This is a genomic window from Streptomyces sp. NPDC091287, from assembly GCF_044768525.1.
Taxonomy (GTDB): Bacteria; Actinomycetota; Actinomycetes; order Streptomycetales; family Streptomycetaceae; genus Streptomyces.
Map to the genome: position 1 here is coordinate 189,875 of NZ_JBIVUV010000005.1, position 24,268 is coordinate 214,142.

Here is a 24,268-nt window from a genome sequence, read left to right on the forward strand (position 1 = left end):
TCGTCAGATGTGAACCCGTGCGGCCGTTCGGGCCGGATGGGGCCGACAGGGCCGGGCGTCAGGCTCCGGAGCGCCGGGCGTAGTGGCGCTGTGCCTTCGCGCGGTTGCCGCAGCCCGCCATGGAGCACCAGCGGCGCGTCCCGTTCTTGGAGACGTCGTAGAAGTGCAGGACGCAGGCGTGGTTCGCGCAGGGGCGGATGCGGTCGGGCCGGTCCGCGATCAGGCGCAGCCAGTTCTCCGCCGCGTACCAGGCGGGGGCCCAGGACGGATCGTCCACCTCCACCGCCGACGCCGGCGCCCCGTCGGGCCCCAGCGTGCGGTGGACGCGCCCGTGGGAGAGAACCTCGTTCAGCCGGTCGGCGCTCTCGGGGGTGGCCGGATCCTGACGGGCGGCCGAGGCGGCCAGTGTGTCGAGCGCCGTCCGGGCGAGGAGCAGCCGGTCCAGGGTGGCGCGGCCGGCGGTCGGGGTGGGGGCCGGCCCGAGCTGTCCGCGCACCGGAGGGCTGTTCAGCCAGACGGTCAGGCCGGCCACGGAATCCAGCAGGTCGTGCGGGCCGCCCCCGTCGATCCAGCGGGTGTTGAGCAGGTCGAGGGCGAGCGGCTCGCCGGTCAGTGGCCGGGGGTCCGCGCCGGGGGGATGGGACACGGCTGGACTCCTTCTGTCGCGCGGGAGGGGGTGGCGGGCCCGTCAATCATAACCGGCCAAATGAAGATCACCGGTTGACCTGGTTCGATCTAACCCTCAAACTCGATCTCAGTGGTTACGAGATCTCCTCGCGACCCTGAGTGGAGGAGTGGGATCGATCATGGGCAAGGCGAAGAACCTGTCGACCGGCCACGTCGGCCTGAACGTCACCGACCTGGAACGCTCGGCCGCCTTCTACCGCGAGGTCTTCGACTTCGAGGTGCTGGCCGAGGGCAAGGACGCCGATCGCCGCTGGATCTTCCTGGGGCGCGACTCCCGGCTCATGGTGACCCTGTGGCAGCAGAGCGAAGGCACGTTCGCGACGGCCCTCCCCGGCCTCCACCACCTCTCGTTCCAGGTGGACTCCGTCGAGGAGGTGCGGGCCACCGAGGAGGTCCTGCGCGGGCTGGGCGCGGAGTTCGCCCACGAGGGCGTCGTACCGCACGGCGAGAGCGGCACCTCGGGCGGCATCTTCTTCACCGACCCCGACGGCATCCGCCTGGAGGTCTACGCGCCGACCGGGGCCGACCCGGCGGACGCACCGACCGCAGGTGCTCCCACCTGCGGCTTCTTCTAGGCGCCTGCGGAACGGAAAGGCAGGGGGCAGGACCATGAGCGGATATCACCGGGGTGAGGTCGCCGTGCAGGAGCGGGCCGGGCTCGCCCGGCGGGCGGCGAGCGCGGGGCGGGCCATCCGCTCCGACATCCCCGAGGTGGCGGCGGACTTCCTCGCGCAGCAACCCTTCCTGGTGGTGGGCGGCGCGGACGACCGGGGGCGGATCTGGGCGACCCAGCTCACCGGTGAACCGGGATTCCTGAGCGTTCCCGCGCCGGACACCCTGGCCATCGGGGCCCTGCCGTCGCCCGGCGACCCGCTGGCGGGTCTGCTGTCCGGAGCCGGCACGGACGGGTCCGCCCCCGCCCGCGTCGGCATGCTCGCCATCGAACCGGCGACCCGGCGCCGGATGCGGATGAACGGCCGGGCGGTCCGTGACGGGAACGGGCTCCGCGTCGACCTCGACCAGGCCGTCGCCAACTGCCCCAAGTACATCCAGGAGCGTCGGCACCGCCGGATCGCGCCGGGCGAGGAGACCGGGCAGCGGCCCACCGTCACGGACGGCGACGCCCTGAGCCCCGCGCAGCAGGAGGCGCTGCGGACCGCCGACACCTTCTTCGTCGCCACCGCCTCCGACCGGGGCGACGCCGACGCCTCGCACCGGGGCGGCAACCCGGGCTTCGTCCAGGTGCTCACACCCCGGCTGCTGCGCTGGCCCGACTACGCGGGCAACGGCATGTTCCTGACCCTGGGCAACCTCGAACTCCACCCGGCCGCCGGTCTCCTCGTGCCCGACTGGGACACCGGGGCCTCCCTCCACCTGACCGGCACCGCCCGCACCGTCTGGGACGGGGACGCGGTGGCGCGGGTACCGGGGGCGGAGCGGCTCGTGGAGTTCGAGGTCACCGCCGTACGGGAGATCGCCGCCGCCTCCCCGCTGCGCTGGTCGGAACCGGCCTTCCACCGCTTCAACCCGCCGGTGGCCGGCTGATCTGATCCCCACGGCCGGGGACGCCTCTCTCAATGGCCCCGGTACTCCGGCGCGCGGCGCTCGACGAAGGACGCCACGCCCTCGTTGGCGTCGCGCGTGGTCATGTTGATCTCCTGGGCCGCGGCCTCCGCCGCGAACGCCGCGGCCCGGTCGCCGTCCAGCGAGGCGTTCACCAACTGCTTGGTCAGAGCGAGGGCCCGGGTGGGGCCGGCCGCCAGCCGGCCCGCCCACTCCTTGGCCAGGACCTCCAACTCCCCGCCCGGCACCGTGCGGTTGACCAGGCCCAGCCGCTCGGCGTCCGCCGCGGTGAGGGCGTCCCCGAAGAACATCAGCTCCTTGGCGCGCTGCGGGCCCACCAGCCGGGGCAGCAGATACGCGCCGCCGCCGTCCGGGACGAGCCCCCGGCGTACGAAGACCTCGACGAACTTCGCCGTGTCGGCCGCCAGGACCAGATCGCACGCGAACGCCAGGTGCGCGCCGATCCCGGCCGCCGTCCCGTTGACGGCGGCGATCACCGGCTTCTCGCAGTCCAGCACGGCGGCGATCAGCCGCTGCGCCCCGAGCCGGATCGTCCGGGCGACGTCCCCGGGGACCCGTTCGCGTGTCGGGGCCGGGGTGCCGCGCAGGTCGGCGCCCGCGCAGAAGCCGCGGCCGGTGGCGGTGAGCACGACGGCCCGTACGGCGGGGTCGGCGGAGGCCTCGGCCAGCAGGGCGATGATCCGCTCCCGCTGGTCCCAGGTGACGGCGTTCATGACCTCGGGCCGGTTGAGGGTGATCCAGGAGACACCGCCGTCGAGGAAGTGCAGGACGGTCGCGTCCGGGGGAGCGGCCTCCGCCCTGTCCGGGGGAGCGGCCTTCTGGGGAGCGGCCTCCGCCCCGTCCCGGGGAGCGGACTCCGTCGCCTCCCCGCTCACCGGCACACCGCCAGCGCGTCCAGGGCCACCGCGCCCTGCCCGCGCCCCAGCACCACCAGCGGGTTGATGTCCAGCTCCGTCAGGTCGTCGCCCAGCTCCAGGGCCATGCGCTGGACCCGCAGCACCACTTCGACGAGGGCGTCCACATCGACGGGGGGCCCGCCGCGCACCCCCTCCAGCAGGGCCCGGCCGCGCAGCTCGCCCAGCATGTCCCGGGCCTGCTGCTCGCCGAACGGCGGCACCCGGACCGCCGCGTCGTGCAGCACCTCCACCAGGACCCCGCCGAGCCCCACCGTGACGGTCGGGCCGAAGAGCGCGTCGTGGGTCACCCCGACCATCATCTCGACGCCCCGGTCGATCATCTGGCAGACCAGGATGCCGTCCAGGTCCACGGACTCGTACCGGGCGATGTCGGTCAGCTCGCGGTAGGCGTCGCGGACCTGACTGGCCGAGGTGAGGCCGACCTTCACCAGGCCCAGCTCCGTCTTGTGGGCGAGCCGGGGCCCGGAGGCCTTCATCACCACCGGGTAGCCGACCGGGCCGGCCGCCCGGACCGCCGCCGCCGCGCTGGTCACCAACTGCTCGCGCGGCACCCGGATCCCGTACGCGCGCAGGAGCTGCTTCGCCGCGTGCTCGCTGAGCTGCTGTCCCGGCCGCAGCAGACCCCGCGCCTTGCGGAAGGAGGGCGACGGGGTGCGCGGGGCGTCCTCGAAGGGGGAGCGGTAGCGGTCGGTGAAGCGGTGGTGGTCCAGATAGGCCTTCACGGCGGTGACGCAGTTGCGAGACGTACGGAAGGTGGCGAGCCTGGAGGAGCCCAGCAGGGTGGTGCGGTAGGCGTCCTCGGTGCCGACGGGGGAGCCCCAGATCACGCAGACCAGCTTGTCCGTGGCCTCCGCCGCGTCCGCCAGGTCCTGGGCGAGCCGGTCGCTCATCGGGGGGAAGGGGCCGGTGATCGGGCAGATCAGCACCCCGACCGACGGGTCCGCGAGGATCGCGTCGATGATCTTCCGGCCGCGCCAGTCGCCGACCGGGTGGCCGCCGTTGTCGATCGGGTTGGCGACGTTCAGGTAGCCGGGTATCCAGGTGTGCAGCTCTTCCTGCTTGGCGGCGGAGAGGGCGGGCAGCGAGAGCCCCGCCGCCGTCGCCAGGTCCGCGAAGTGCGCGCCGGTGCCGCCGGAGATCGAGTACACGGCGATCCCCTCGGCCTGCGGTGGCCGGGCCCGGGCCAACAGGGCGGCGGTGTCCTGGAGTTCGTCCAGGCCGTTCACCCGGATCACCCCGAACTGTCGCATCGCCGCGTCCACCACGTCGTCCGCCCCGGTCAGCTTGCCGGTGTGCGAGGCGGCGGTCCTGGCCCCGGCCTCCGTGCGGCCCACCTTGACGGCGACGACGGGGACCTTGGCGCGGGCGGCCCGGTCGGCTGCGAGCAGGAAGGAACGGCCGTCCCTGAGCCCCTCGACGTAACAGGCGATGGCTCCGACCTCGGGGAGCTGGGCGAAGTACGCGAGGAAGTCGGCGGTCTCCAGATCGGCCTCGTTGCCCGTGGGGGCCCAGTGGGAGAGCCGGATACCCAGCTCCTGGAGGGCGTGGAGCGGGCGGCCCTGGTGGCCGGACTGGGTGATCAGGGCGATGGCGGGGCCTTCCAGGTCCTCCCGGAACCTCTCGAAGGCGTTCAGATTGGTGTTCGGCCCGAGCAGGCGCAGCCCGGAGCGTTCCACGGCCGCCGCCAGCCGGGTCTGGGCCTCCGCGCCCGCCTCCCCGGTCTCGGCGAACCCGGAGGCGAAGGCGACGGCGAAGGGCACCTTGGCCTCGCCCAGCTCCTCGATCACCGGGAGCGGGTCGGCGACCAGCAGGACCGCGAGGTCGACCGGCTCGGGCACGTCGGCGACCGAGGGGAAGCAGTCCCGGCCGAACACGGTCCGCCGGGTCGGGTGCACCGGGTGCAGCCGGGCCCCGACCCGGTCGGCCCAGGCGATGAGCTGCCGGGTGATGCCGGTGTTGGGGCGGCCCTCGGCGTCCGAGGCGCCGACGACGGCCACGGACCGGGGCCGGAAGAAGCGGTCCAGGTCGGGCACGGGCAGGTGCAGCGGTCGCCCGCTGACGTCGAGGCCGCCCCGGGCCGAGGCCGTGGGAAGGCTGACGACGGCGGCGTGCGGCTCCTCGCCGCAGGCCACCACCCGGGCACGGAAGTCGGTGGTGAGGGTGCCGTGAGTCGATCCAAGCATCGTTCCGCCCACTCCTGCTCGATGGCCCACCGGTGAACAGGCGGGGCCGGCCGGTTTGCTGACACACTGTCAGTTTACTGAACTGACGCTGCGTCAGGAATGGGTGTGCAGGCAAAGGCTCGTGGGAGCGCCGGTCGGCTGTGCGGGCTGAGCCTCTCGTGGTCACGGAGAGGCATTCCGTGGCGTAGGGTGGTGTTTACCGACGCGGGGTGGAGCAGCTCGGTAGCTCGCTGGGCTCATAACCCAGAGGTCGCAGGTTCAAATCCTGTCCCCGCTACTGAAGAACACGGCTGAGGCCCGGATCCCTGTGGATCCGGGCCTCAGCCGTGTTCCGCCACGGAACGCCTCGCCTCCGCCGGACGCTCGAACATTCCTTCCGGACGCTGAGTCATGGGCAGGGGCCGCCCCGCCGGGTGAGGCTGGTGCCATGACCAGGACGCACATGACTCAGACACCTACGACATCCACGCGGGAACCCGTACTCGTGACCGGCGGCACCGGCAAGACCGGCCGCCGGGTGGTGGCCCGGCTCCGTGAGCTGGGGGTGGAGACCCGGGCGGCCTCGCGGTCCGGCGACACCCCGTTCGACTGGGCGGACCCCACCACCTGGGCGGCCGCCCTGGACGGGGCCGCCGCCGTCTACATCACCCCGCTCGACGCCTCGCCCTCCCCGACGCCCGCCTTCGTCGAGCAGGCCGTCGCGAGCGGGGTGCGGCGGCTGGTGCTGCTCTCGGCCCGGGGCACGGACGAGCCCGGCTACTTCGGCCCCGGTTACGAGGACGGCGGCCCGCACGGCGAGGGGGAGCGGGCCGTACGCGCCTCCGGGGCGACCTGGACGATCCTGCGGCCCGGCTGGTTCGCCCAGAACTTCAGCGAGGGCGTCTTCCTCGACGGCGTACGCGATGGCGAACTGGCGCTGCCCACCGGGGACGGGAGGGCCGCGTTCGTCGACGCCGACGACATCGCGGCGGTGGCCGTCGCGGCGCTCACCGAGGACGGTCACGCGGGCCAGGAGTACGGGCTCTCGGGCCCCCGCGCGCTCGGCATCGACGACGTCCTGGACGAGATCGCGAAGGAGACCGGGAAGCGCGCCGCGTACGTCCCCGTCGACACGGCCGCCTTCCGTGCCGGGCTGGTCGCCCAGGGCTTCACGGACGAGGAGGCCGGCCTCTGGACGGACGCGCTGAAGCCGATCACCACGAGCCGGGAGGCGCCCGTCCTGGACGGGGTGCGCCGGGCGCTCGGCCGGGAGCCGCGCGACTTCGCCGTCTTCGTCCGGGACGCGGCGGCGCGGGGTGTCTGGGGCTGAGCCCCTCGGCATCCGGGGGGCCGATCTCCCGACGCGGGCGTGCCGGTGACCGGCGAGTCGTACCCTTCGCACATGCGTGCTGGGTGGGTGGGAGCCGTTCTGACGGCGGGGCTGGTGCTGTGGTTCGGCTGGGGACTGGCCGGGCTGGTGGACGTGGGGTGCGACTGGGACGCCAGGGGCTGCCGTGTCCCGGACGGGGGCGGTACGTACTTCGCCGCGTTCATGGCCGCGCCCTGGCCGCTGGGAATCATGGTCAAGGCGGGGTTCTACCGAAAGGACTGGCGCCGCACCCTGGGCTACCCGGCCGGCGCGGTCGCGGGGGCGGGGGTCGCCCTGGGCATGGGCACTTCCGCCGGCCACTGGGTCGTGGCGATCCTCCTCGTGCTGATCGGCGTCCTCGTTCCGTGGCTGGCCCGGTACAACACCGAAGCGGCCCGTGAGGTCAGGCGCCTGGAGCGCGAGCGCCGCGCGCGCGAAGAGCGGCGGGAGCGGGCGCGGGTGCGGAGGAGGGAGCGCCGACGCGAACGGCGGAGGAGCCGGAGCAGCGCAACGTAACGGCAGCCGGCCCGCCCACGCGCCCCGTCGTAGCGGCTGGCTCGCGGCTCACGCGCCCCGTCGTAGCGGCCGGCTCGCGGCTCACGCGCCCCGTCGTAGCGGCCGGCCCGCCTCCCCTCAAGCCGCAGGGGCGGCCGGCTCGCCGCCCCCTCACCCCGCCGGGGCGGCCGTCTCCACCGGGTCGGCGGCCGCGGCCGCGCGCCGGAACGCGGTCGGGCTCTCGCCGCGCAGCCGCTTGAACGCCGCGCTGAAGCCGAACGCGTCCGCGTAGCCGACCCGCCGGGCCACGGCCGCCACCGTCAGCTCCGGGCGGGTCAGCAGGTCGGCCGCGAGCGTCATCCGCCATGCGGTCAGATAGGCCACCGGGCCCTCCCCGACCAGCTCGGTGAACCGCTTCGCCAGGGTCGTCCGGGAGACCCCCGCCCGGACCGCCAGCTCCGCCGTCGTCCAGGGATGCGCCGGGTCCGCGTGCATCGCCCGCAGGGCCGGCCCCGCCACCTGGTCACCGAGCGCCCCGTACCACCCCGGCGGATCTGCCTCCGGCCGGTCGAACCAGTCGCGCAGCGTGCACACCAGCAACCAGTCCAGCAGCCGGTCGAGCACGATCTGCTCGCCCGGCCGCCCGCCGCCGATCTGCCCCTCCAGGTAGTCGCGCATCGGCCCGCAGTCCTGCTCGTCGGGGACCACGAGGGCCGGCGGGAGCGCCTGGAGGAGCCGCTGGGGCACCTGCGCCCGCACGTCGTAGGTGGCGGCCAACAGCACGGTGGGGAAGCCGGGTTCGGATCCGGACCCGGGTCCGGCCTCCGGTGCGGGAGCGGTGTCGCGGGCCACGCCCCTGCCCACCTCGCGTACGCCACCGGACCGGCCCGGCCCCGTACCGTCCGCCGGGTCGTCGGTGAAGACGAACGGGGCCGGACCGCGGACGATCGCCGCCTCGCCGACCTCCACCCGCAGCGGTTCGCCGCCCTCCGGCACGATCCAACCCCCGCCCCGCATCGGCAGGCACAGGGTCAGATACGCCCCGTCGGTGAACCGCACCGACCACGGCGCGAGCAGCACCGATCGGCCGAACACCGCGCCACTGCCCCGCACGCCCCGCAACAGCTCGTCGAACACGTCCATGACGCAACTGTAGGCAGAGCGGGCCGTGCTCCGGACGCTCACCTATGCACGGCGGACGGACGCCCATGGGTCCGGCGGGTCCGCCGCGATGGACTGGGCCCATGACGACGAAGAGCACGCACCTCGGTCCGTCCGGGATCCTCGTCCTCGGCGGCACCGGCAAGACCGGCCGCCGGGTCGTGGACCGGCTGCGCACCACCGGAACCACCACGGTCCGCCCCGCCTCCCGCTCCGGCGAGGTCCGGTTCGACTGGACCCTCCCCGACACCTGGGAGCCCGCCCTCGCCGGGGCCGAGGCGCTCTATCTGGTCGCCCCCGACGACCCCTCCCCCGTAAGTGAGTTCGTGACCCGCGCCGAGGCCTCCGGGGTCCGCCGCTTCGTGGTCCTGTCCGGCCACGGCATCGAGCACGCGAAAGAGGGCTTCGGCCGGGGCATGGCGGCGGCGGAGGACGCGGCCCGGGAGTCCGGGGCCGAGTGGACCCTGCTGCGCCCCAACAACTTCTTCCAGAACTTCGACGAGGACCTGTGGCGGGCCCCGCTCCGCGAGGGCCGCCTCGGCCTGCCGATCGGGGACGTCCCCGAACCCTTCGTCGACGCCGACGACGTGGCGGCGGTCGCGGTGGCCGTCCTCACCGAGGACGGCCACGCGGGCCGCACGTACACACTGACCGGCCCCCGCGCCCTCACCTTCGCCGGGGCCGCGGAGACCATCGCCCGCGCGACCGGCCGCCCCGTCCGCTACGAGGAGCTGAGCCCCGGGGCGTACCGTGCGGAACTCCTCGCCCAGGGATGGCCGGAGGCCGCCGCCGACTCCCTGGGCGCGATGTTCGCCCTGCACCGGGCGGGCCACTCGGCCGAGGTGACCGACGGCGTCCGCCAGGTGCTCGGCCGGGAGGCGGCGGACCTGGAACCGTGGGCGCGGCGCATCGCGGCCACGGGGGTGTGGGCGTAGGCCGGGGCCGACATGGTCCGCCCCGGTCCGACCCGGGTCGCCCGGTTACGCGAACTGGCCCACCTGGTAGCCGCCGGCCGGCTGCTGGAGGATGACGTTCAGCCGGTTGAAGGTGTTGATCAGCGCGATCAGGGAGACCAGGGCGAGGAGCTGCTCCTCGTCGTAGTGCTTGGCGGCGTTCGCCCAGACGTCGTCCGGGACCCCGCCCGCCGCGTCCGCGATGCGGGTGCCCTGCTCCGTCAGCTCCAGCGCGGCGCGCTCGGCGTCGGTGAAGACGGTCGCCTCCCGCCACGCGGCGATCAGGTTCAGGCGCAGCGAGGTCTCCCCGGCCGCGGCGGCCTCCTTGGTGTGCATGTCCAGGCAGCCGCCGCAGCCGTTGATCTGGCTCGCGCGGATCTTCACCAGCTCCTGCGTCGCCGCGGGCAGCGTCGTGCCCTCGACGACCTTGCCCGCCGAGACCAGGTGCTTCACGAGCTTGCCGGTGACCGGGCTGGCGAAGGCGTTGAGTCGGGCGTTCATGGTGTGCTCCCTCTGCTGTCGTCCGTGGCTACACACACAGGACGGAACAGGCCCCGAGGATGTGACATCCGGGGGAGGGGAGTGACGGGCGTCACCCGGAGGAGCGGTGGGGGAGGCCGCTCATGCCCGGGGCGGGGGATTCAGTTCCGCGAGGGCGGCCTCGGCGCGGTCGGCGTGGCCCGAAGCGTGGCTCTTGGCCCGTGCCCGGTTCAGGTGGTGCCCGGCGGCGTCCAGGTCGCCGCGGAGCCGTGCCGCGTGTCCCAGCCCGACCTCGGCACGGATCTCGCCCGCGCTGTGGGCGCGTTCGGCCGACACGGACAGCGCGCGCTCGTACAGCTCCGTCGCCCGCTCGGCGAGGCCGCCCGCCAGCGCGCTCCTGCCGAGCCGGATCAGCGCCTCGACGACCTCCGTCCACAGACCGAGTTCCTCGGCCATCAGGAGACCTTCCCGGTGCAGCCGTTCCGCCCGTACGCGCTCACCCCCGCGTTCGGCCGCGAGCGCCAGGGCCTGGGTGGCCCGCAGCCGGCCCCAGCGGTCGCCGGCCTCCACGAACAGCGCGGCGCCCAGCTCCGCGGACGCGTCCTCGCCCGGGGTGTGGCTCGCGAGCTCGACCAGTGCCGCGGCCTCGCCCCAGCGGTCCCGGGCGGCGCGCGCCCCGGCCAGACCCGCCGCCACCAGCCGGCACCCCTCGCGGTGGTGGCCGGCGCCGGTCAGCCCGGTGCCGACGAACCACTGCAGCCGGGCTCTCAGCACGGGATCCTCGACGCCGGCGGTGGGGTCCCCGCCCCCCGGGGCCGCTGCCGCACCGGGCTCCGATGTGCGCAGCTCGATACCGGCCAGCCAGGCCCGTGCCGCCACGCGCGCGGCCGGGGCGGACTCGCCCCCGGCGGCCAGCGCCGTCCGGAACGACCTGCGGGCCTCGGTGAGCCGGCCGCGCAGGAACCAGTACCACGCCTGCGCGTTCACCAGCCGTACCGCGTATCCGGCGGTGTCCTGGGCGACCGCGAGATCCAGGGCGCGGCGCAGGTTGACGGTCTCCGCGTCGAGGCGCTCCAGGCCGCACCGCTGGTCCGGGCCGCGCAGCCGCTCGCTCTCCCGCTCGGCCAGCTCGGCGCAGTGGCGTACGAACCGGGCGCGTACGGCGGTCTCCTCGCCGGCCTCCACCAGCCGTTCGGCGCCGTAGGCGGCCACGGACTCCAGCAGCCGGAACCGGTCTCCCTCACGGACCACCAGCGAGCGGTCCACCAGCCGGGACAACAGGTCGGGGATCCGCCCGGCGCCCAGCCCGGCGTCGGCGCAGACCGCCTGGGCGGACGCCATGACGCAGCCGTCGGCGTGCACGACCAGGCGTCGCAGCACGGTGCGCTCGTCCTCGGTGAGCAGCTGCCAGCTCCAGTCGAGCATGCCCCGCAGCGTCCGCTGGCGGTCCGGAAGTCCGCGCACCCGGACGTCGGGCCGGGCGAACCGGTCGTCCAGGCGGGCGGCGAGCTCGTGCGGGCTCAGCGTCCGCAGCCGGGACGCCACGAGTTCCAGGGCGAGCGGAATACCGTCGAGGCGACGGCAGATGGTGGCGACGGCCTCCGCGTTGTCCGCGTCGAGGACGAAGCCGGGCGCCGCCGCCGCTGCTCGTTGCACGAACAGTTCGACGGCGCCGGCCTTGGCGATCGCCCGCGGATCGGTGTGGTCCGGCAGCGTCAGCGGCGGCACCGGATGGACCACCTCGCCGGGGATGTCGAGGGGTTCCTGGCTGGTGAGCAGGAGGTGTGCCGCGGGAACGGCCGACAGCACGGCGCCCGCGAGCACGGCGACCGGCTCGACGAGGTGCTCGCAGTTGTCCAGCAGGATCAGCAACCGCCTGTCGGCCACGGCCCGGCAGAGCCAGCCCACCAGGTCGTCCAGATCCGGCTCCGTCGCCGCGGTGTCGCACAACCCGAGTGTCGTGATGACCCGTTCGGCGATGTCGTCCGGGGCCGACGTGGCGCCCAGCCCCGCCAGTTCGACCAGCCACACCCCGTCGGCGAACCGGCCGAACGCGTCGCGTGCCGCGGCGACCGCCAGCCGTGTCTTGCCCACTCCGCCGAGGCCGGTGAGGGTGACGAGACGGGTGTTCCCGCCGGGGGCCAGTCGGGCCAGGACCCGATCGGCCGCCTCGCGCCGGCCGATCAGCGGAGTGAGCGGGGTGGGCAGGTTGGTGCGGCACGACAGCGATCCGACGGCGGGTGTGGCCAGTTGCGTCTCCTGGCGCAGGATCGCCTCGTGCAGTGCGGCGGCTTCCGGACCGGGTGACGCCCCGAGCTCCTCGGCGAGTTGCCGCCGCAGGTCCTGGAAGCTCCGCAGGGCGTCGCCCTGTCGCCCGGCCCGGTACAGGGCGCGCATATGGGTCATGCGCAGCCGCTCGCGCAGCGGGTGGCGCCCCACGAGTGTCCCCAGCTCCGCCGCCAGCGCGGTGTGTTCGCCCCGGGCGAGGCGCGCCTCGGCGTGGTCCTCGACGACGTTGAGGCGCAGCTCCTCCAGCCGGGTGATCTCGCCGCGGGCGAACAGGGACTCGGCCACATCGGCGTAGGCCGGGCCCCGCCACAACGCGAGCGCTTCGGCGAACAGGTCGGCCTGGACCGCCGGTTCCCGGTGGGCGCGGGCGCGCTCGGCCAGCTCCTGGAACTCCAGGGCGTCGACCGTGCCAACCACGTCACGCACGTCACGCACGTCGTTCACGTCACGCACGTCACGCACGTCACGCACGTCACGTACGTCGTCCGCGAGCAGCAGCCGGTAACCGGCGGGCTCGCGGACCACCCGTTCCCGGCCCAGTACCCGGCGCAGCTGGGAGACCTTGGTCTGGAGCGTGTTCGCCGAGCCGCCCGGCGGGCAGCTCGGCCACAGGTCCTCGATCAGGCGGTCCGCCGGCACCGGCCCGCCGCCGTGGACGAGCAGATTCGCCAGCAGGGCGCGGACCTTCGCTTCGGGAACCCTGACCGGCCGCCCCTCGGCGTCCCAGACGGCCAGTGGGCCGAGCACCCCGTAACGCATGGCCGGAGTCTAACGCCGGTCCGCATGGCCGGGCCCGGCGCCGGACGACCGTCAGGAAACCGTGCGTGGGGGTCGGCACTGTGGCGCGTGCACGTTGCCGAGACGCGAAACGCAGGGGAGTGCCATGAGGACAACGTCCGTACGCGGAGCGGGTGCCCGGGAGTGGGGAGGACTGGCCGTCCTCGCGCTGCCCACCGTGCTGCTGGGCCTCGACGTCACCGTGCTGTACCTGGCCCTCCCGTCGCTGGCGGAGGATCTGCGGCCGTCCGGTACCCAGGAGCTGTGGATCATGGACGCCTACGGCTTCCTGATCGCCGGCTTCCTGCTCACCATGGGCACGCTGGGGGACCGGATCGGCCGTCGCAAGCTGCTGATGATCGGAGCCGCGGCCTTCGGTGCCGTCTCGGTGCTGGCGGCCTGGGCCACCAGCGCCGAGCTGCTCATCGTCGCGCGTGCGGCCCTGGGGATCGCCGGGGCCACACTGATGCCGTCCACGCTGGCCCTGATCAGCAACATGTTCGCCGATCAGCGGCAGCGCTCCCTGGCCATCGGGGTCTGGGCGACGAGCTTCGCGCTCGGTATGGCGCTCGGGCCGGTGGTCGGCGGAGTGCTGCTGGATCACTTCTGGTGGGGTTCGGTGTTCCTCCTCGCGGTTCCGGTCGCGATCGTGCTGCTGGTGGCCGCTCCGGTTCTGATCCCCGAGTACCGGGCGCCGCGGAGCGGCCCGTTCGACCTGCTCGGCGTCGCGCTCTCGCTGACCGCGATCCTGCCGGTGGTCTACGCGGTGAAGCGGTTCGCCGAGGACGGCCCCGACGGATCCACGATCGCCGCCGCGCTGACCGGAGTCGTCTTCGCGGTGCTGTTCGTCCGGCGCCAGGCCGGGTCGGCGAACCCGCTGCTGGACGTGCGCCTGTTCGCCGACCGGACCTTCAGCGCCGCGCTGAGCGTGCTGCTCGTGGGCCTCGTCGGCGTCGGCGGCTCGATGCTGCTGATCACCCAGCAGCTCCAGTTCGTCGAGGGGCTGCCTCCCGTCGAGGCGGGCCTGTGGATGGGGCCGCCGGCCCTGCTGATGTTCCTGGCGGCGATCGGGTCACCCCTGGTGGCCCGCCGGGTGCCGCCGGGGATCGTGGTGGCGGCCACCCTGGCGCTGTCCACGGTCGGTTACGTGCTGCTCGCCCTGGTGGACGCCTCGGACGGCATCGCCCCCATGGTGATCGGTTTCGGCCTCGTCTACCTCGGGCTCGGGGCGATCGCGGCCCTGGGCACGGACCTGGTGGTCGGCGCCGCACCGGCGGAGAAGGCGGGCTCGGCCTCGGCGATGTCGGAGACCGTGCAGGAGCTGGGCCTCGCGCTGGGTGTGGCGGTCCTGGGCAGCCTGGCCACCGCGGTCTACCGCGACCGGATCGACGACGCGATGCCCGCCGGTGTCCCGTCCGAGGTGGCCGACGTCGCGGGCGACAGCCTCGCCGGCGCGGTCTCCTCGGCACAGCGGATGCCCGCCGGCTGGCTCGACCACGCCAAGGAAGCGGCCACCAGCGGGATGAACACCGCGATGGTCGTCGCCGCGGTGTGCACCCTGCTGCTCTCGTTCGTGTCCGCCGTCGTGCTGCGGCGCGTCGGCGTCATCGGCGGCGGCGACGTGCCGGAGACCGACGGGGAAGACCCGACGACCGACGGGGAAGACCCGACGACCGACGGGGAAGACCCGGCGGAAACGGCCCTGTCGGAAGCATGACCGGGGCTGTGCCCGCCCTCCGGTCCACGGCACGCGCCCCGCGGCACAGGTGCGCGGGGCTCTCAGCGCGACGCCCGGGCCACCCTCTTCGCGATCTTCTCGGCGTCCAGGGCCATTTCGCGGAGCATCCCGCTGATCGGGTTGGTGAAGCCGGTGAAGTAGAGCCCCGGGGCGCCCTTCGGTGAGCGTCCGCCGTGGGCGACCGGGCGGCCCCGCCCGTCCAGGACGTCCAGGTGGCCGAGCAGCGGCTCCAGCGCGCGGTCGTAGCCGGTGGCGGCGATGACGGCGTCCGGGGTGAGGCGGGTGCCGTCGGCCAGGACCACCGTGTCCTTGTCGAAGGAGGCGACCGTCGCCACCGGGGTGACCGCGCCGGTCCTGACCGCGTCGATCAACCCCACGTCCTGGACCGGGATCGCGCCCTGGCGGACCCGGGAGTACAGGCCGGTGTTGGGGCGGGGGAGGCCTTGGGCGGCCAGGTCGGGCACGGCTATCCGGCACATCACGGCCCCCGCGCGGTCGACGAGCCGCACCGGGAGGCGGCGGACCAGGATGCCGGTGGCCTGGGCCGGCCAGCCCGCGGTGGAGCGGCGGACGATGTGCGGGACCGTCCGGACCGCGATGCGCACCCGGGAAGCTCCGCCCTCCGCGAGGTCCGCGGCGATCTCCGCGCCCGTGTTGCCGATGCCGACGACCAGGACGTCCCGGTCGGCGTACGGGGCCGGGGCGCGGTACGCCGCCGCGTGCAGCAGTTCGCCCGTGAACGTGTCGCGGCCCGGCCAGTCGGGGATGCGCGGGGTGTGGTTGAAGCCGGTGGCGACGACGACCGCGCGGCCCCGCAGGACCCGCCCGCCCGTCGCTGTGAGCTGCCAGTGGCCGGAGCCGTCGGGGGCCTGGTCGATCCTTGTCACCTCGACGCCGGTGACCACTTCCAGCTCGTGGTGCTCGGTGTACTTCTCCAGGTACCGCACCACGTCGTCCCGGCCCACCCAGCGCCCGAACCTGCGAGGCATGCGCAGCCCCGGCAGCGCCGACCAGCGGCGCGTGGTGTGCAGGTGCAGCCGGTCGTAGTGGCCGCGCCAGGAGGCGCCGACGCGGTCCGACTTCTCCAGGACCACGGTCCGTACGCCCCGGGCGCGCAGCGCGGCGGCGGCGGCGAGGCCTCCGGGGCCGCCGCCGATCACGTAGACGGGGCGGTCGTCCGTACGGTCGGTGAGGGCGGCGGCGTCACTGCCTGTGGGGGACGGGCTGTTGGGCATGGTTCGGAGCGTAATCGTCCGCTCTGTTGATGGGTCTCGGTCAAGAGCGAAATCGATTGCGAATTGATCACGGGCGGGGGTCGGTTGATCACGGGCGGGGGCCGGGGGCGGTCAGAGCCGCTGCCAGCGCCTCGGCCCGGGCGGCGGCGACGGCCGGTTCGGCGCCGGTCGCGGCGACCATGGCCCACCGTCGCGGTACGCAGGCCACCGCCTCCAGCAGGGTGCCGGGCACCGCCTTGGACCGGGCCGTCGCGGCCATCTGATGGAGCGTCCGGTCCGCCGGCGGCAGGAAGACGCGGGTGGCCGCGTACGGCTCGTCGATCCCCTGTTCCCGGGCGCGGTCCCGGAAGGTGCGCAGGCTCTCGGCGCCGTGCGCGGAGAGGTTGAAGTCGATCGCCCCGACGAGGAGACGGTCGCCGAACGCGCCGCCGAGCCAGCCCACGGCGAAGTCGATGCCGCCGGTGACCAGTCCCCCGTGGCTGCCGTCCGCGACGCTCTCCGGGCCCTGGAAAGCCGCGCGGACGGCCTCCAGCGCGGCGCGGACGGTCCGGTAGGCGTCCCGGGGCAGCCCGAGAGCGGTCCAGCCGGCCTCGTCGACGTAGTCGTTGCCCCGCCAGGAGTAGCCGTCCAGCATCTGGAGGGTCAGCCCTTCGGCGACCTGCCCGTGGCGGATGTGCCCGGACGGCACGACCGGGACGCGGCGGGCCGCCGGGGAGCCGGGCCCGGGGGTTCCGGTGCGTGAGGAGCCCGGCGCGGCCTCCTCGTCGCCCTCCTCGTCGCCCAGGGAGACGGTGAGGAAGGTGACCCAGGCCTCCAGGAGGTGGTCGTCCCCGACCGCGTGCGCGGTCCGGGCCTCCGCGGCCAGCCGGCCGGTGTCGGCGAGGTCCAGGTTTCCCACGATGCGCGCCCCGTCACCCGCGTCCGCGGGCTTGAGCGCGGCCCGGCTCAGGCCGTACCGGGTGCGGAGCAGGGCGGCCGCGTCGAGCACGCCGGCCACGAACGCGTCCCGGTCGACGCCGGTGCGGGCGATGGTGTAGCCCGGCAGGACCGGGACGGTCAGCCCCAGCCGCTGATGGGCCCGGCCGAGCCGCTGCTCGGCGGCGAGCAGTTCCTCGGGGGGCAGTTCCAGCGCGGACGCGGGCATCGCACGGGCGGCGGCCACCGTGGGGTGGATGTGGTTCTTCCGGTTCCACTCGGTGGCGACCGCCGGGCTGTTGGCGTCCGTGGCCAGCTCGGTCAGCCCGGTCCTGCGGAGCAGCCAGAGCAGGAAGATCTGCGTCTCCACGTCCAGCGCGTACAGCCGGACCACCGCGTCGGGCCGGTCGCGCAGCCAGTCGATGACGTGACGCAGGGGGGTGTCCGCCCGCTCCTCGTGGGCCTCCGCCATCAGCAGCAGGGCATGGGTCAGGTAGTAGTGGTCCAGGTCGCCGATGTCGACGGCGGGGACGCCCCGGAGCGCCGCGGCCTCGGCCCAGGGCGCGGTACGGCCCAGGGTGAGGTCGTCGGGGGTCCCCAGATACACCGATCGGGCTTCGACGTACGTGGTCACGTCGTGGGGTTCCTGACCGCTCAGCAGAGCGGCCAGGTCCCCGTCGAACGCCTTGAGCAGGGGCGTGGTGGTGTGCAGCAGGAGCGACGGGGCGGTGCTGCCCGGCTGGGCCCGGTACGGCCGCACCACCTCGCCGGCGGCCCTCGCCACGGCCGCTGTGTCCATGCCGAGAAGCCGTTTGGCGCTCTCCGCGACCCGTGTCCCGTCCCAGACCCGGTGTCCGGTGAAGAAGCCTTCCCAGCGTGCCTTTCCGCCGTCCGGTGCGGAGCAGACGGACGCGGCGACGGGTGAGAGCACCGTTTTCCCTTTCGGCGATGACGTTTCCGGTTTCCCGGGCTCCGGCTTCCCGGTTCCTTTGCATTCCAGGTTTCCGGGTTTCCCGGTGTTCCGGTGTTCCGGTGTTCCGGTGTTCCGGTGTTCCGGTGTTCCGGTGTTCCGGTGCGGTCCGTCAGTTGCGGACCGTGGTGAATACCACCGTCACGTAGGGTAGCTCGAAGGTGTTGCCGCTTTTCAGTTCCGGATGCACGGTGGCGAGTTCACGTATACGTTCCTCGATTTCCCGGCGGCGGTCCGGAGAGGACGTCAGGTAGTACGACCGTGATTTTATGAGCGTGATGAGGGACTCGATCGTCTTCGGCTCCGAGTGCGGGAAGAATCCCTGTTCGACGGCTCCGAAATCCGGCCCGAACGTGGGATCGCGCAGCCAGCCGGTGAGCCATGCGGTGTCCTGGGCCCGCAGCGCCTTCAGCGCGCCGTGCAGCATGATCGCCGCGGGGGTGCGCGGGTCGGTCCCGGTGTCCTCGTCGGCGAGGATCCCGGACAGATCCGCCGACCAGGGGACCTCTTCGTCGCGGAGGTTCCAGAGGGTCGCCAGGACTCCGCCGGGGCGCAGTACCCGCGCTATCTCGGCGTGGGCGGGGGCGGGGTCGAACCAGTGGTAGGCATGGCTGACCAGCACCGCGTCCAGGCTGGCGTCGGGCAGCGGGATGCTCTCGGCGCTGCCGGCCAGGGCCACGGCCCCGGGGGCGGTGGCGGTGATGCGGTCGCGCATCGCGGCGTCCGGCTCGACCGCCCGGGTGCGGTGCCCCTCGGCGGCCAGGACCCGGGTGAGCAGGCCGGTGCCCGCGCCGAGGTCCAGCACGTCCCGCGGTTCGGTCCCCAGGACCCACCGGACGCTCTCGACGGGATATCCCGGCCGGGTGGTCTCGTAGGCGTCGACCCCGTCACCGAAGGAACTGCCTCGCTGCTGCCATGCTTTCGTGTCGGCCGTGGCTTGTTCGTCCGTCATTCGGGGAGCCTCGCATCCTTTTGTCCGTAGAACATACGGAGTCGGTTCGGGTGATAGTCGATGTGCATCGGGTGGCTTTCCCCGCGAAGTGCCGCGGCCACCGCCTCGGCGGTCACGGGGGCCTGGGCGAATCCGCCCGTGTTGTGACCGCCGGTGATGAGGAGGAGCCCGCCTCCGGCGGTCCTCGTGGTCTCGAAAACCGGAAGGCTCGAAGCGGTCCAGGGCCGCACGCAATATCTTCTGCTCCGCTCCAGCAGGCCGGATCGGCGGGCCTCGTCGAACGCGTCGGGGAAGAAGGAGGAGGCCGTGTCCTCGACCGCCGCGTAGAGCGCTTCGAGCTGTGTCGGATCGAGGTTGTCCGGGTCGGCGCCCGTCCAGCCGTAGCCCGATCCGACGGTGAGGAGGGAGCCGCCGTCCGGCCCCTCGGTGACGGTGACGTTGGCGTCGGCCGCCGTGTGCCCGCTCCTGGTGATCTTCAGGGAGTTCCTCAGCCCTCGGCCGGGATCGGGGAGGGTGAGCCAGGCGCCGACCATGCCGTGGATCAGCCCGGCGGAGGCGGTGCCGCGCAGTAGCGCCTCCCCGTAGGCGCCGGGGGAGAGGACGTAGTGGTCGGCGCGGACCGTCTCACCGTCGCGGCAGCTGATCCCGTCCGGCGCGCCGCCCTCGCCCGGGACGAGGGCGGCCACCGGCCGCCCCCAGTGGAAGACCGCACCCGCCCGCTCGGCCGCGTCGGCCACGGCGCCGAGGAACCGGTGCACCTGCACGGTGAACCCGTTCACCTCGATGCCGCCGACGAAGGACCCCGCCCGGTGCGCCGCAGCCAGCGCCGGGTGCCGGGCGCTGATCCGGTCGGCGGACAGGATCTCGAAGTGCCGTTCGTGGAGGGAGCGTTGACGCGCCACATGGGCTTCCAACACGTCCTGATCGCTGTAGACCCGCAGGATGCCCTCCCGCAGGCCCACTCCGTCGAACAGCTCCGGAGCGTCGCGCCGGAGCTCCCGCCACAGCCGGTCGGACGCGAGGTTGTAGCCGAGGACGTCCTCGGTGAAGGACCGGGCCAGCCAGTCGGGCACCCGGGCGTTGTCCTCGGTCCAGGCCCGCTCCGCCGGTCCGAGGCGGGCCAGGTCGGCCAGGCCCCAGCCCTGGTCCTTCACCGGCTGGGCGAAGGGCGGGGGCCCGCCCCCGGGGCTCCCGAAATAGCCGTCGGCCTCGGTGAGCGTGAACATCCGGGCGTCGCCGCCGCCCCTGCTGCATCCGAAGGATGTCCACGGCGCGTCGGACCGGGGGTCGGGGCCGCTGTCGTAGAAGGTCACGCGGTGACCGGCCCGGAGCAGCCGCAGCCCGGTCAGCAGGTTCACCACGCCGGCGCCCACCAGGACGACCGAGGCCGCTTCCGGTCGGACGGCGCCGAGGTGCCCGGCGAGCACCGGGCCGACCCGCTCGGCCAGAAAGCGGCGTTCGGCCGTGGCGAGCGCCCGTGCGTAGAGGTCCGCCGGAGGCTCGGCCGCCCCGGCCGACGGGCACGCGGTCACGCGTAATCGGGATCCGGCCGGTCCGGCCCCGGGTAATCGGCGGGCGGACGGGCGGCGGGCGCGCGCGGTGCTCCTTCGTGTTCCGCCCGGTCCGGCTGCCCGGTCCAGGAGGACGACGACGAGAGGGCGCTCTCCCGCCGCCGCACCCCAGGCGGCCGTCTCGGCGGCCGCGGGCATGGACCGGGTGAGCAGGACGTCCGGCCGGTCCCGGGCCAGCGCCCGACCGCGGAGGGCACCCGGCCGAGCCCCCAGCGTGGGGCGGTGCAGTACGTGGGCGCCGCTCAGCAGCGGCTCGACGGAGGTCGGCACTGGATGATCCAGCAGAACCAGCAAGGGGCCTCCTCTGCAGGCTGGTTGGTCAGTTTCCAACCGGTCGGGCGGCGAAACGCCGAGGGGGCCCGGTGGCCGGATTTACGGCGTACTACGTCTCGGAATCCCGAGACCGGGCCGTCCGCGCCGCGTGTCACGGCCGGCGCCGAGCGGCGCCCCCACATGCTCCCGGCACGTGCCACGCCTGGACGCCGGGTGCGGGTGCGGGGGCGGTGTCCGGGGTGGAGGCCGAACCTCGCCCTCCCCCTTGCGCCGGGCCCCCATGTCCGCTGAACTGACGTACCGTCAGAAACATTTCTCCGGAGGCCCGATGCGGACGATCTGGCTCAGCGGCGCCGAATGGCTCGCCGTCCTGCGCATAGGCCTCGGCCTGTGGTGGCTGGAGAGCTGGCGGCACAAGGACAAGAAGGGCTGGTTCGAGCGCGGCACGGGCATCGCCTGGGCGGCGGACGTCGCGGGCAAGCATCGCTGGGGAGTGGTGCGCACGGGCTTCCGGCGGGTCGTCGAACCGCGCCCGAAGGTGATGGCGTACCTCGTCGTCTACGCGGAACTCGCCCTCGGTCTCGGCCTGGTGGCGGGATTTCTGACCCCGGTCGCCCTCGTCGCCGGCCTGCTCCTCAACCTGCTCTACCTGGTCCTGATGATCCACGACTGGGCCGAGCAGGGACAGAACGCGATGATGGCGCTGATCTCCCTGGTGGCCCTGTTCGCCATGGCCTGGCAGACCTGGTCCCTGGACTCCGCCCTCGGACTGTTCCCGTGACCCCGCGGCGCGCGGCGCTCCCGCGCTTCGACCTCCCCGAGCCGGACGCCTTCACCCGCCCCTACTGGGACGCGGCGGCGGAGGGACACCTGCTCCTGCGCCGCTGCGGCGGGTGCGGCCGGGCCCATCACTACCCGCGTGAGTTCTGCCCGTACTGCTGGAGCGAGGACGTCGGGTGGCAGCGCGCGAGCGGGGAGGCGACCCTCTACACCTGGTCCGTCGTCCACCGCAACGACCTGCCGCCCTTCGGCTCCCGCGTCCCGTACGTCGCGGCCGTCGTCGACCTCGCCGAGGGCCCCCGGATGATGACGGAGATCGTGGAGTGCGCGCACGCCGACCTCCGCATCGGACGGCGGCTGACGGTCACGTTCCGGGAGGGGAGGGGGGACGGCGGGGAGGCCGTACCGGTCTTCCGGCCCGCCGCGGGCTGAGGGCCCCCGAAGCCGGATGGCGGTCGCGACGGACTGATCACAACCCCGGCGCGCCCCACACCGGGAACCACCGGGACAGGTCCTTCTCCACCCGGAGGTCGTCCCCGAGGACGCCCCGCACCTGGAGCTCCAGTTGGTTGTCCCGCTTCTCGGCCTCGCCGGGGAGCGGGGCGAACGGGTAGAACGTGCCGCGCTTGTAGAGGTAGACCAGCGCCAGCGACCGCCCCTCCGCGCCCTCCGCGGCCTCCGCGTCCCGGAAGCCGATCAGCGAGCACAGCAGGTGCGGGCCGAATCCGCCGTCCTGGAGCAGGGTGTTGACCGCGTGGAGGTCGTTGACCAGGGCGGCGGAGTCGTCGGCCGGGTGGCGGGCGAGCAGCCAGGTGTAGCCGTACGCGTCCCGGCTGAACTCCACCGGGATGCCGCCGCGCTCCGTGTCCGCGTCCAGCAGTTCGCGTACGCCCTCCTGGAGCCGGGCGAAGCCGCCGCCCTCCACGCCCGCGAAGCACACCGAGCCCAGGCCGGTCGGGGTGAAGCCGGCGGCGGCCTGGAGGGTGAGGGCGGCGGAGGGGACGGCGAAGAGCTGGTCGAGGTCGGGGCGGACCGGTTTGCTCCGGCCGAGGATCGCGTCGAGCAGGCCCACGGGCGTCACTCCTCTTGTCTGCGTCAGCGGGACAGGTCGGCGGAGATGCGGGAGAGCTGGTCCAGGCGCTGCTCCAGCGTCGGATGGGAGGAGAACAGCCGGCCCAGGCTCTCCTTCGCGGAGAACGCCGGCATGAAGTAGAACGCGTTGTACGGCTCCGCCTTCCGCAGGTCCTCGGTCGGGATGCGGGCCATCTGCCCGCTGACCTTCGTCAGGGCGGAGGCGAGCGCGGAGGGCCGGCCGGTGAGCAGGGCGGCGGCCCGGTCGGCGGACAGCTCGCGGTAGCGGGAGAGCAGCCGGGTCAGCAGGAAGCTGATCGCGTACACGACGGCGCTGATCAGCGGGATCAGGAGCAGCAGGATGCCCGCCGGGTCGTTGCCGGGCCTGCTGCGGGCGAACCCGCCCCACAGGGCGATACGGGTGACGATGCCCGCCAGCACCCCGAGGAACGAGGCGATCGTCATGACGGCCACGTCCCGGTGCGCGACGTGCGACATCTCGTGGGCGAGGACGCCCTCCAGCTCCTCCGGCTCCAGTCTGCGCAGCAGGCCCGTCGTCGCGCAGACCAGGGCCGTCTTCTCGCTCCGGCCGGTGGCGAACGCGTTCGGTACGTCGCTCTCGGCGATGGCCACCTTGGGCTTCGGCATGTCCGCCAGCGCACAGATCCGGTCGATGGTGCCGTGGAGCTCGGGGGCCTGCTCGGGGGTGACCTCGCGGGCCCCCATGCCGTACGCGGCGATGCGGTCGCTGAACCAGAACTGGGCGATGAAGAGGCCGCCCGTGATGATCAGGATGATCGGCCAGGAACCGCGCAGGGCCGCGAGGAGCACGCCCACGAAGACGACGTACAGCAGACCGATCAGGAACATGGTGGTGACCATGCGACCGGTCAGGCCCCGGTCGGGGGCGTAGCGCGAACGGGCTCGTGGCATCGGTGCCTCCCAACAGCTCACCTCTCACCTGACTCCCATAGTGCCCCTTTACGGTGAGAACCGGATAAAGGTGCTGTCTGCACCGGTCGCGGGGCGGACGGCTCGGGGGCCGCCCGCACCGGTCGGCGGCGGAACGGGCTCGGGCCGCGCACCGGTCGCGGCGGAACGGCTCGGGGGCCCCGCGCCGGTCACGGCCAGAGCAGCTCGCGCGCCCAGTCGCCGTCCTCCTGGCGCCGGTAGCGCAGCCGGATGTGCCGGCGCCTGGCGTCGCCCTGGAAGAACTCGACCTCGGCCGGTTCGACCACGTACCGGGTCCAGGTCGGAGCCTCCGTGTCCGGTTCCGCCCGGGCCCGGTCCCAGGCCGCGTCCGCCGCCCGGTGCAGCTCCGCCACGGAGCCCACGACCTCGCTCTGCGCCCCGGTCAGCGCGGCGGCGAGCGCTCCCGTGGACCGGGCGTGCAGGTCGGCGTGGCTCTCGGCGGGCGTGCAGCGGACGACGGGTCCCCGGACCCGTACCTGCCGACCCCGCGCGGGCCAGTAGAAGCCGAGCGCGGCGTGCGGGCGGACGGCGAGCTGGTGGCCCTTGGCGCTGGTGGCGTGGGTGGCGAAGTGCCAGCCCCGCTCGTCCGCGTCGTGCAGCATCAGCGTCCGTACGTCGGGCAGCCCCTCGGCGTCGGCGGTGGCGAGGCTCATCGTGTGCGGCTCGGCCTGCCCGGCGGCCACGGCCTCGGCGAACCAGGTGTGGAAGAGGGGGACCGGGGTGGGCGGGGCAGACGCCGGATCGAAGGACGGCAGCTCGATGTCCCAGACGCGCTGGGCATGCAGGAGGTCGCGGAAGCCGGGGGAGGGAGGCCGTGCGGCGGCGCTTTCGTCTGTCATGGGTCCATTGGATCCCATGCCCCACCAGGCCCACCGGCCACCGCGGCGACACCCCCGTGCCGGGTCACTCACCCCCGC

Annotated in this window: 21 protein-coding genes and 1 tRNA gene; 9 read left to right on the plus strand and 13 right to left on the minus strand. The window is 73.9% G+C overall.

Features of this window, described 5'->3' with window-relative positions:
- Positions 1-58: 58 nt before the first annotated feature.
- Positions 59-646, minus strand: coding sequence for a CGNR zinc finger domain-containing protein (locus tag ACIQRW_RS09800; protein ID WP_403756897.1), 588 nt, complete (start codon positions 644-646; stop codon positions 59-61).
- A gap of 160 nt (positions 647-806) precedes the next feature.
- Between ACIQRW_RS09800 and ACIQRW_RS09805 the strand changes: the two genes are divergently transcribed.
- Together ACIQRW_RS09805 and ACIQRW_RS09810 are read left to right on the plus strand one after the other, a co-directional pair.
- Positions 807-1,262 carry a VOC family protein gene (locus ACIQRW_RS09805; RefSeq protein ID WP_403756900.1) on the plus strand — a complete coding sequence of 152 codons (456 nt, stop codon included), beginning with the start codon at positions 807-809 and terminating at the stop codon, positions 1,260-1,262.
- A 34-nt stretch (positions 1,263-1,296) separates the two neighbouring features.
- On the plus strand, positions 1,297-2,232 hold the full coding sequence (locus ACIQRW_RS09810; protein WP_403756902.1) for a pyridoxamine 5'-phosphate oxidase family protein: 936 nt from the start codon (positions 1,297-1,299) through the stop codon (positions 2,230-2,232).
- 29 nt (positions 2,233-2,261) lie between these two features.
- Here the strand turns inward: ACIQRW_RS09810 and ACIQRW_RS09815 are convergent, their stop codons facing one another.
- Positions 2,262-3,152: an enoyl-CoA hydratase/isomerase family protein gene (locus tag ACIQRW_RS09815; RefSeq protein WP_403756905.1), complete on the minus strand. Its 891-nt coding sequence runs from the start codon at positions 3,150-3,152 to the stop codon at positions 2,262-2,264.
- Entirely contained in the window at positions 3,143-5,371 is a 2,229-nt protein-coding gene (locus ACIQRW_RS09820) for an acetate--CoA ligase family protein (RefSeq protein ID WP_403756907.1), read from the minus strand. Before ACIQRW_RS09820 ends, ACIQRW_RS09815 begins: the two co-directional genes overlap by 10 nt.
- Positions 5,372-5,574: 203 nt before the next feature.
- Here ACIQRW_RS09820 and ACIQRW_RS09825 point away from each other — a divergent pair.
- The 3 genes from ACIQRW_RS09825 (at position 5,575) to ACIQRW_RS09835 (ending at position 7,235) form a co-directional block, all read left to right on the plus strand.
- A tRNA-Met gene (locus ACIQRW_RS09825) sits at positions 5,575-5,648 on the plus strand.
- 150 nt (positions 5,649-5,798) lie between these two features.
- Positions 5,799-6,680 carry an NAD(P)H-binding protein gene (locus ACIQRW_RS09830; protein ID WP_403756910.1) on the plus strand — a complete coding sequence of 294 codons (882 nt, stop codon included), beginning with the start codon at positions 5,799-5,801 and terminating at the stop codon, positions 6,678-6,680.
- Positions 6,681-6,752: 72 nt separating this feature from the next.
- The gene (locus tag ACIQRW_RS09835) at positions 6,753-7,235 is read left to right on the plus strand and encodes a hypothetical protein (protein WP_403756913.1); all 483 of its coding nucleotides are present in this window, start codon (positions 6,753-6,755) and stop codon (positions 7,233-7,235) included.
- 150 nt (positions 7,236-7,385) lie between these two features.
- On the opposite strand, the gene ACIQRW_RS09840 is transcribed toward ACIQRW_RS09835, so the two are convergent.
- Complete coding sequence (locus ACIQRW_RS09840) at positions 7,386-8,357, minus strand: AraC family transcriptional regulator (protein ID WP_403756915.1); 972 nt, start codon at positions 8,355-8,357, stop codon at positions 7,386-7,388.
- A gap of 101 nt (positions 8,358-8,458) precedes the next feature.
- Here ACIQRW_RS09840 and ACIQRW_RS09845 point away from each other — a divergent pair, with 101 nt between their 5' ends.
- On the plus strand, positions 8,459-9,310 hold the full coding sequence (locus tag ACIQRW_RS09845; protein WP_403756918.1) for an NAD(P)H-binding protein: 852 nt from the start codon (positions 8,459-8,461) through the stop codon (positions 9,308-9,310).
- Between the two features lie 45 nt (positions 9,311-9,355).
- Here the strand turns inward: ACIQRW_RS09845 and ACIQRW_RS09850 are convergent, their stop codons facing one another.
- On the minus strand, positions 9,356-9,829 hold the full coding sequence (locus tag ACIQRW_RS09850) for a carboxymuconolactone decarboxylase family protein (RefSeq protein WP_403756920.1): 474 nt from the start codon (positions 9,827-9,829) through the stop codon (positions 9,356-9,358).
- 120 nt (positions 9,830-9,949) lie between these two features.
- Positions 9,950-12,856 carry a BTAD domain-containing putative transcriptional regulator gene (locus ACIQRW_RS09855; RefSeq protein WP_403756922.1) on the minus strand — a complete coding sequence of 969 codons (2,907 nt, stop codon included), beginning with the start codon at positions 12,854-12,856 and terminating at the stop codon, positions 9,950-9,952.
- 124 nt (positions 12,857-12,980) lie between these two features.
- Here ACIQRW_RS09855 and ACIQRW_RS09860 point away from each other — a divergent pair, with 124 nt between their 5' ends.
- Entirely contained in the window at positions 12,981-14,591 is a 1,611-nt protein-coding gene (locus ACIQRW_RS09860) for an MFS transporter (RefSeq protein WP_403756925.1), read from the plus strand.
- Between the two features lie 62 nt (positions 14,592-14,653).
- Here ACIQRW_RS09860 and ACIQRW_RS09865 read toward each other — a convergent pair whose 3' ends face one another.
- The 4 genes from ACIQRW_RS09865 to ACIQRW_RS09880 all read right to left on the minus strand — a co-directional run bounded on the left by ACIQRW_RS09865 (position 14,654) and on the right by ACIQRW_RS09880 (position 20,525).
- A complete protein-coding gene (locus ACIQRW_RS09865) occupies positions 14,654-15,847 on the minus strand; it encodes a flavin-containing monooxygenase (protein WP_403756928.1) in 1,194 nt (397 codons plus the stop codon).
- 88 nt (positions 15,848-15,935) lie between these two features.
- On the minus strand, positions 15,936-17,693 hold the full coding sequence (locus ACIQRW_RS09870; RefSeq protein ID WP_403756930.1) for a hypothetical protein: 1,758 nt from the start codon (positions 17,691-17,693) through the stop codon (positions 15,936-15,938).
- Positions 17,694-17,844: 151 nt separating this feature from the next.
- Entirely contained in the window at positions 17,845-18,684 is an 840-nt protein-coding gene (locus tag ACIQRW_RS09875) for a class I SAM-dependent methyltransferase (protein WP_403756933.1), read from the minus strand.
- A complete protein-coding gene (locus tag ACIQRW_RS09880) occupies positions 18,681-20,525 on the minus strand; it encodes an NAD(P)/FAD-dependent oxidoreductase (protein WP_403756935.1) in 1,845 nt (614 codons plus the stop codon). The genes ACIQRW_RS09875 and ACIQRW_RS09880 overlap by 4 nt, the downstream gene beginning before the upstream one ends.
- A 331-nt stretch (positions 20,526-20,856) precedes the next feature.
- On the opposite strand from ACIQRW_RS09880, the gene ACIQRW_RS09885 reads away from it, so the two are divergent.
- The gene (locus ACIQRW_RS09885) at positions 20,857-21,309 is read left to right on the plus strand and encodes a DoxX family protein (protein WP_403756937.1); all 453 of its coding nucleotides are present in this window, start codon (positions 20,857-20,859) and stop codon (positions 21,307-21,309) included.
- Complete coding sequence (locus ACIQRW_RS09890) at positions 21,306-21,740, plus strand: Zn-ribbon domain-containing OB-fold protein (RefSeq protein WP_403756940.1); 435 nt, start codon at positions 21,306-21,308, stop codon at positions 21,738-21,740. Before ACIQRW_RS09885 ends, ACIQRW_RS09890 begins: the two co-directional genes overlap by 4 nt.
- Positions 21,741-21,777: 37 nt before the next feature.
- Here the strand turns inward: ACIQRW_RS09890 and ACIQRW_RS09895 are convergent, their stop codons facing one another.
- From ACIQRW_RS09895 to ACIQRW_RS09905, 3 genes are all read right to left on the minus strand, one after another.
- Positions 21,778-22,380: a hypothetical protein gene (locus tag ACIQRW_RS09895; protein WP_403756942.1), complete on the minus strand. Its 603-nt coding sequence runs from the start codon at positions 22,378-22,380 to the stop codon at positions 21,778-21,780.
- A gap of 23 nt (positions 22,381-22,403) precedes the next feature.
- A complete protein-coding gene (gene htpX / locus ACIQRW_RS09900; protein WP_069756136.1) occupies positions 22,404-23,312 on the minus strand; it encodes a zinc metalloprotease HtpX in 909 nt (302 codons plus the stop codon).
- A 188-nt stretch (positions 23,313-23,500) separates the two neighbouring features.
- The gene (locus ACIQRW_RS09905; protein ID WP_403756945.1) at positions 23,501-24,208 is read right to left on the minus strand and encodes a pyridoxal 5'-phosphate synthase; all 708 of its coding nucleotides are present in this window, start codon (positions 24,206-24,208) and stop codon (positions 23,501-23,503) included.
- Between the last annotated feature and the right edge of the window lie 60 nt (positions 24,209-24,268).